The sequence below is a fragment of the Streptomyces mutomycini genome (genome assembly GCF_001700505.1).
Taxonomy (GTDB): Bacteria; Actinomycetota; Actinomycetes; order Streptomycetales; family Streptomycetaceae; genus Streptomyces; species Streptomyces mutomycini.
Genome location: NZ_MAPV01000322.1, coordinates 1 through 741 on the forward strand (window position 1 = coordinate 1; position 741 = coordinate 741).

The following is a 741-nucleotide window of genomic DNA, read 5'->3' on the forward strand; positions in this document are numbered from 1 at the left end:
CCTCGGCGAGTGGGATTTGGCCATCGTCGGGGTTCAGGGGATCGACGACCCGCTGGTGCCGATCCGCGCCGAGGCAGAACGCGCGCAGCAACGCTTCACCGGTTCGAGCACCGACCCCGTCGCAGTGCCGGGCCTTCGCGAATTCCGGAGGGCGGTGTGGGACTCAATCTCACAGGCGTTGACGGACTCTGTTGCCCGTGGATTCTTCGAGCAGTGGCCGAACGCTGTCCGGGTCTTCCTACCACTCGACGCCGACATTTCGGGTGACGACATCGCGCGGTGGAACGCCGCGCTGCACGATCGGGTCGGCACGGCGGAGTTCCGGGAGTTCCTGCAGATCGACACCGTCTGAGACGGATCGTCCGCACGGCGACGGAGGCTCGTCCTCGGCGGGTCCTTCTCATCGGCCGGGAAGTGCTGGCCGCGATTGTCTTCGTGGCCACGTCTGGTTGTACCTGGCAGCAGTTGCCGTCTGCTTCGTGCGGCCCGTTCGGGATCAGCGCCCGCAACTCGTCGTCCACGATTTATGGTCAAGTACCCCCAGCATCACGAACGGCCGAATCGTCACATCGGTTACGCCCCACCAGCGTACTCCAGCAAGATCGTGTTACGAGCTCTAACGTTAGCGGTTCCCTGGGGCCCGCCCCGGGGCCCTCTCTGGGCCCTCCGACGACGACCAACAACTACCGATGACGGCCAGCAACGACCCCCAACGGCAGGTCAGTTGGGGAGGGCGGGTGG

The 741-nt window shown here is 65.6% G+C and carries 1 protein-coding gene; it reads left to right on the forward strand.

Translation table 11 applies throughout. The annotated features are described in order from the left end of the window. Positions 1 to 352, forward strand: a 352-nt coding sequence (locus tag BFF76_RS33205; RefSeq protein WP_167359544.1) for a hypothetical protein, incomplete at its 5' end; no start/stop codon positions are given. Between the last annotated feature and the right edge of the window lie 389 nt (positions 353 to 741).